Genomic DNA, 6090 nt, shown 5'->3' with positions numbered 1-6090 from the left:
GGCCGGCCCTCAGTGATGCATGGGCCGGCCAACGGCCGGCGCTACCGAAATGCACCGTCATCGGCCCCCTTACGGGGCGATGATCACCTCGGCCGAACGCGCCTTGGTCGCGGCGGCCTTCTTGCCGCTGACCTGGAAGCGGCTGGCGCTTACGCCAGCGGCAACCAGGGCATCGCGCAGCGCCTCGGCCCGCTTCTGGCCGACGCCCGCAGCGGCGTCATAGGCCTCGATCCGGACCCGGCCCTTCTTGCCGATGTTCAGATACTCGGCCAGGGCCTTGGTCTGGCTCTTCGCGCCGCCGGACAGGCTGGACTGACCACCGGCGAAGGCATCACCGGCAAAGGTGAAGACCTCACCGCGGCTGTCGAACTTCGACCCCGGCAGCTTGGCCCCGGAGACCAGCTCGGCTTCTTCGCGGGCCAGCTTGGCGGCGTTGGCCTGGGCGGCGCTGAGGCGGGCGGTCTGCTTGCCGGCCACGCTGGTCAGTGCGGTTTCGGCGTCCTGGCGGGCCAGGGCTTCGCTTTCGGCGGCCAGGCGCAGGCGCTCGGACTCTTCGGCCTGGATCTGGGCCTGCACGCGCAGGCGCTCGTTCTCCTGGCGGATGCGCTGCGATTCGCGGCGGGTGGCCTCGATCAGCAGGTCGCTGCGGGTGCGCTCCAGCTCGGCCGACTGACGCCGGGCCAGCGCGGTGCGCACGCTGGTCTCGGCAATCTCGACCCGGCGCTCGGCCAGGTAACGGGCCTGGTCCAGGTCGCGGCGCTTGGCCTTGGCCAGGTCGGCCACGGCCTGCTGGGCCTGCAGGCGCTCATACGGGGCCAGTTCGGAGGTGCTGCTGTTGGCCTGGATGGCCAGCAGACGCTGATTGAGCTGGGCCACGGCCGGGTCTTCGGCGGCGCTGGCCAGCAGCGGCAAGGCCAGGCCGGCGGCCAGCAGCAGGGCGGCGGGGGTACGCAGGGCGTTCTTCATCAGCGGCCCTCCCCGGTCGCCAGCTGGCGTTCGAGCTGGTTCACCTCATTGCGGTGCAGCTGCAGCTGGGCCATCGCGGCGGCCTCTTCGCTGCGGGCGCGGGCCAGGTCGGCGTCCACGGTCGCGCGGGCTGCCAGCAGGGGCGCGTTCTTGCGCTCGCGACGGTCGCTGGCGGCGGCCTGGGCCTGCTCCAGGCCTTGTCGCGCAACGGCGATCAGGTCCGGGGCGTACTGGTCGGCGTCGGCCTGGGTGGCCTTGTCCACCGCCTGGCGGGCCTGGGCCAGCTCGAGTGCGCCGTCCTGGGCCAGGACCGGTCCGGACAGCGCGAATGCGCACGCCATCACGCATCCAGAGATGAAAACTGCCGGGGTACGTCGTATTTGTGCGAAGCTACGATTCATTGGGGGGGCCGTTGCCAGGTTGTCTGTGCACGGCCATTGTCGGAAGCCTGCGCCGTGCTTGCAATGGCACGAAGCCGTTTGTTGGGGAAAGATTTCGCATGGATATCGGCTATTTCCTGAAGCTGATGACCGAAAAGAACGCCTCGGACATGTTCTTGACCACCGGAGCCCCGGTGTACATCAAGATCGAGGGCAAGCTCTACCCGCTGGGCAACACCGGGTTGCCGCCGGGCATGGTCAAGAAGATCGCCTACTCGCTGATGGACGAAGGCCAGGTACCGCAGTTCGAGCGCGACCTGGAACTCAACATGGCCATCGCCCTGCCCGACGCCGGGCGCTTCCGCGTCAACGTGTTCAAGCAGCGCGGTGAGGTGGGCATGGTGATCCGTGCCATCCGCAGCAAGATTCCCAGCATTGAAGAGCTGAATCTGCCGCAGGTGCTGAAGGACGTCATCATGACCCCGCGTGGGCTGGTGCTGGTGGTGGGTTCGACCGGCTCCGGCAAGTCGACCTCGCTGGCGTCGATGATCGACCACCGCAACAGCACCACGACCGGGCACATCCTCACCATCGAGGACCCGATCGAATATCTGCACAAGCACAAGATGTCGATCGTGAACCAGCGCGAGGTCGGGCTGGACACCCATGCCTTCCACAACGCGCTGAAGAACGCGATGCGAGAAGCGCCGGACGTGATCCTGATCGGCGAAATCCTGGACGCGGAAACCATGGAAGCGGCCATTGCGTTCGCCGAAACCGGTCACCTGTGCCTGGCCACGCTGCACTCCAACAACGCCGACCAGACCATCGAGCGCATCCTCAACTTCTTCCCGGAAAGCGCGCACCGCAACGTGCTGATGAACCTCTCGCTGAACCTGCGTGCGGTCATCTCCCAGCGCCTGGTGAAGGGTCAGGACGGCCGCCGCCTGCCGGCGACCGAAGTGCTGATCAACACGCCGATGATCCGCGACCTGCTGCGCCGCGGTCAGGTGCACGAGATCAAGGCGGCGATGGAAGGCTCGCTGGAAGAAGGCATGGAAAGCTTCGACCAGTGTCTGTTCCGCATGGCCAAGAGCGGCATCATCGAGCAGGAGGAGGCGCTGCGCGCGGCCGATTCGCGCGATGGTCTGGCCTTGAAGTTCCGCCTGTCCGAAGGCGGCAGCGGTGAGCATGATCCGTACGCGGATTATTCGGCCGCGAGCCCGGCGAGCATCACGCACGGGTTTTAAGGAACGCCGTCGAGCCGGGCTTTGCCCGGCTGATCGGGGACTCAAACGCTACGTGGCAGCCGGGCAAGCCCGGCTCTACTTAAGCCGCGTCGGGCTGGTTCTCCGGCCGCGCGGCCTCGAATGCCGGTAACGCCAGACACGCTGCTTCAATGCGCACCAGGGTCGGGTACGGCTCCAGGTCCACATTGAACCGCCGCGCGTTGTACAGCTGCGGCACCAGGCAGCAGTCGGCCAGCGTGGGCGTGTCGCCGTGGCAGAAGCGGCCGGTCTCCACCGATTCCACCAGCATCCGCTCCATTGCCTCGAACCCGAGCTGGATCCAGTGCCGGGTCCAGTCTTCGCGCTCGGACTGCGGCACGTTCCAGGTGTCGCTGAAGAACTGCATCACCCGCAGGTTGTTGAGCGGATGGATGTCGCAGGCCACCAGCTGGGACAGCGCGCGCACCCGCGCCCGCCCCGCCGCATCGTCCGGCAGCAGCGAAGGGCCGCCGAACACCTCGTCCAGGTATTCCAGGATCGCCATCGACTGGTGCAGCACCTGTTCGCCGTGGCGCAGGGTGGGCACCAGTTCCTGCGGGTTGAGCGCCGCATAGCCTTCACTGTGCTGCTGGCCGCCATCACGGACCAGATGCACCGGCGTGATGGCGTACGCCAGGTCTTTCAGGTTCAGGCCAATGCGCACGCGGTAGGCCGCGCTGGAGCGCCAGTAGCTGAACAGTTCGAGCGGTTCGGCGTGCATGCTCAGGCCCGTGCTGCCTGCTCGATGCGCTGCTCGATGGCACCGAAGATGCTTTCGCCGGCGGCGTCGAACATCTCAATGCGGACCACGTCGCCGAACGACATGAACGGCGTGCTCGGCTTGCCGTCGCGCAGGGTTTCCACGGTGCGCTGCTCGGCAAAGCAGGACGCACCCTTGCTGGTGTCCTCGTTGGCGATGGTGCCCGAGCCGACGATGGTGGCCGCGCCCAGCGGGCGGGTCTTGGCGGCGTGGGCGACCAGCTGGGCGAAGTTGAACTGCATGTCCACGCCGGCTTCGGGCGCACCGAACCATTCGCCATTGATGTGGGTGACCAGCGGCAGGTGCGCCTTGCTGTCCTGCCAGGCATCGCCCAGCTCGTCGGGGGTGACGAACACCGGCGACAGCGCCGAACGCGGCTTGGACTGCAGGAAGCCGAAGCCCTTGGCCAGCTCGCTGGGAATCAGGTTGCGCAGCGAGACGTCGTTGACCAGCCCGACCAGCTGGATATGGCCGGCGGCCTGTTCCGGGGTGACCGCCATCGGCACGTCGTCGGTGATGACCACCAGCTCGGCTTCCAGGTCGATGCCGTACTCCTCGCTGACCACCTTCACCGCGTCGCGCGGGCCGTAGAAGCCGGCGCTGGTGGCCTGGTACATCAGCGGGTCGGTGTAGAAGCTTTCCGGTACCTCGGCCCCACGGGCGCGGCGCACGCGTTCCACATGCGGCAGGTAGGCGCTGCCGTCGACGAACTCATAGGCGCGCGGCAGCGGCGCGGCCAGCGCCTGCAGGTCGATGTCGAACACGCCGTCGGCGCTGCCATCGTTGAGCGACTCATACAGGGCGTTCAGGCGCGGGGCGAGGTGGGTCCAGTCTTCCAGCGCGGCCTGCAGCGTGGCGGCGATGCCGGTGGCGCGGACGCCGTGGCGCAGGTCGCGCGAGACCACGATCAGGGTGCCGTCGCGACCGCCTTCCTTCAAAGAACCAAGCTTCATGGGTGGGTATCCGTCGAACGCAGAAAAATAGGTTTCGAGTGTAACCAAATGCGCGCAGGAGCCAAGCTGCGCTGCCGCAGATGGCACCTTAGCGGATTGCGCGATGAGTCCGGCCAGGATGAACCTGAATGGGCAAATTGATGTGCTGCACAATTTGTCCTATCATCCGCCGGTCTGCAGCGGCCGTCCGTTTCCCTTCGGGATCGCCGGCGAGCCGGGTTTCGACCCCTCGCCCGCCCCCACTCCGACGCCATTCGTCATGCAGTCCAGCCTGCGCACCGCGTTGGCTGCACCCTACTCCTCGCAGCGCGGTTCACGGGAACGCTCCGAGTCAGCCGATCACACGATCTGCCGCGCGTCTGGCCATCGGGCCCGGCGTTACTTTGCTTTTGGAGCTTTCCACCGATGTCTTTCGAAGACCTGGGCCTTGCCCCGTTCCTGCTGCGCGCGTTGTCCGAGCAGGGCTATGAAAACCCGACCCCGATCCAGGAGCAGGCGATCCCGCTGGCCCTGGCCGGGCGCGACCTGCTGGCCGGCGCACAGACCGGTACCGGCAAGACCGCTGCCTTTGGCTTACCGCTGCTGCAGCACCTGGGCACCAACCCGCAGGCCGTTGACGGTCCGCGCAAGCCGCGTGCGCTGGTGCTGGCCCCGACCCGCGAACTGGCCACCCAGGTGCATGACAGCCTGCGCGGCTACAGCAAGTACCTGCGTATTCCCAGCGCCTGCATCTACGGCGGCGTGGGCATGGGCAACCAGTTCGACGTGCTGCGTCGTGGCGTGGACCTGCTGGTGGCCTGCCCGGGTCGTCTGATCGACCACCTGGAACGCCGCAGCGTCGACCTGTCCGGCATTGAAGTGCTGGTGCTGGACGAAGCCGACCGCATGCTGGACATGGGCTTCCTGCCCTCGATCAAGCGCATCCTGGCCAAGCTGCCGCGCCAGAACCGCCAGACCCTGCTGTTCTCGGCGACGTTTGAAGACAACATCCGCCAGCTGGCGCTGGAGTTCATGCGCAACCCGGAACAGATCCAGGTGACGCCGAAGAACACCGTGGCCGAGACCATCACCCACAAGGTGCATCCGGTCGACGGCGCCCGCAAGCGCGAACTGCTGCTGCACCTGCTGGCGCAGGACAGCCGCGAGCAGACCCTGGTGTTCGCCCGTACCAAGCACGGCAGCGACAAGCTGGCCACGTTCCTGGAAAAGTCCGGCATCAAGACCGCGGCGATCCACGGCAACAAGAGCCAGGGCCAGCGCCTTCGTGCGCTGGGTGACTTCAAGGCCGGCCGCGTGACCGTGCTGGTGGCGACCGATATCGCGGCGCGCGGCATCGACATCAACGAGCTGCCGAAGGTCATCAACTACGACCTGCCGATGGTGGCCGAAGACTACGTGCACCGCATCGGCCGTACCGGCCGCAACGGCTCGACCGGTCAGGCGATCTCGCTGGTGGCCCAGGACGAAGCCAAGCTGCTGCGCCAGATCGTGCGTCTGCTCAACCGCGACATGGATATCCGCGACGTGCCGGGCTTCGAGCCGCAGGTGCCGATCCGCTGGGGCAACAGCGCCCCGGGCAAGGCGGAGATTCCGGGTGGCGAGCGCGCACCGCGCAAGAACCACGCGCGTCGTCCGCACAGCGAGGCTCCGCGCCACGCCCATGCGGGCCCGAAGAAGAGCAGCGGCGGCCAGCGTGACGGTGCCGGTCGTGGCGCGCCGCGCGGCGGCCAGCCGCAGGGCCAGCGCCGTGGCGGTGCCGGTGG

At 67.4% G+C, this 6090-nt stretch carries 6 protein-coding genes; 2 read left to right on the top strand and 4 right to left on the bottom strand.

What is annotated here, in order from left to right; genetic code table 11:
* Window positions 1-69: 69 nt before the first annotated feature.
* Both QMX83_RS19495 and QMX83_RS19490 read right to left on the bottom strand, forming a co-directional pair.
* Window positions 70-966, bottom strand: a complete 897-nt coding sequence (locus QMX83_RS19495) for a hypothetical protein (RefSeq protein ID WP_282298301.1) — start codon at window positions 964-966, stop codon at window positions 70-72.
* Window positions 966-1367 (bottom strand): DUF4398 domain-containing protein, encoded by a 402-nt coding sequence (locus QMX83_RS19490; RefSeq protein WP_282298300.1) that lies wholly within the window; start codon window positions 1365-1367, stop codon window positions 966-968. The genes QMX83_RS19495 and QMX83_RS19490 overlap by 1 nt, the downstream gene beginning before the upstream one ends.
* Window positions 1368-1465: 98 nt before the next feature.
* Between QMX83_RS19490 and QMX83_RS19485 the strand changes: the two genes are divergently transcribed.
* A complete protein-coding gene (locus QMX83_RS19485; protein ID WP_282298299.1) occupies window positions 1466-2596 on the top strand; it encodes a PilT/PilU family type 4a pilus ATPase in 1131 nt (376 codons plus the stop codon).
* A gap of 79 nt (window positions 2597-2675) precedes the next feature.
* Here QMX83_RS19485 and maiA read toward each other — a convergent pair whose 3' ends face one another.
* Both maiA and QMX83_RS19475 read right to left on the bottom strand, forming a co-directional pair.
* The gene (gene maiA / locus QMX83_RS19480) at window positions 2676-3335 is read right to left on the bottom strand and encodes a maleylacetoacetate isomerase (protein ID WP_282298298.1); all 660 of its coding nucleotides are present in this window, start codon (window positions 3333-3335) and stop codon (window positions 2676-2678) included.
* 2 nt (window positions 3336-3337) lie between these two features.
* Window positions 3338-4327, bottom strand: a complete 990-nt coding sequence (locus QMX83_RS19475) for a fumarylacetoacetate hydrolase family protein (protein WP_282298297.1) — start codon at window positions 4325-4327, stop codon at window positions 3338-3340.
* A gap of 405 nt (window positions 4328-4732) precedes the next feature.
* Here QMX83_RS19475 and QMX83_RS19470 point away from each other — a divergent pair.
* A partial coding sequence (locus QMX83_RS19470) for a DEAD/DEAH box helicase (RefSeq protein ID WP_282298296.1) occupies window positions 4733-6090 on the top strand: 1358 nt, incomplete at its 3' end.

This window comes from Stenotrophomonas sp. PS02289 (assembly GCF_029960115.1).
Taxonomy (GTDB): Bacteria; Pseudomonadota; Gammaproteobacteria; order Xanthomonadales; family Xanthomonadaceae; genus Stenotrophomonas.
The sequence above is the reverse complement of the archived record's forward strand: the minus strand, read 5'-3'. Positions and strand labels throughout refer to the sequence as shown.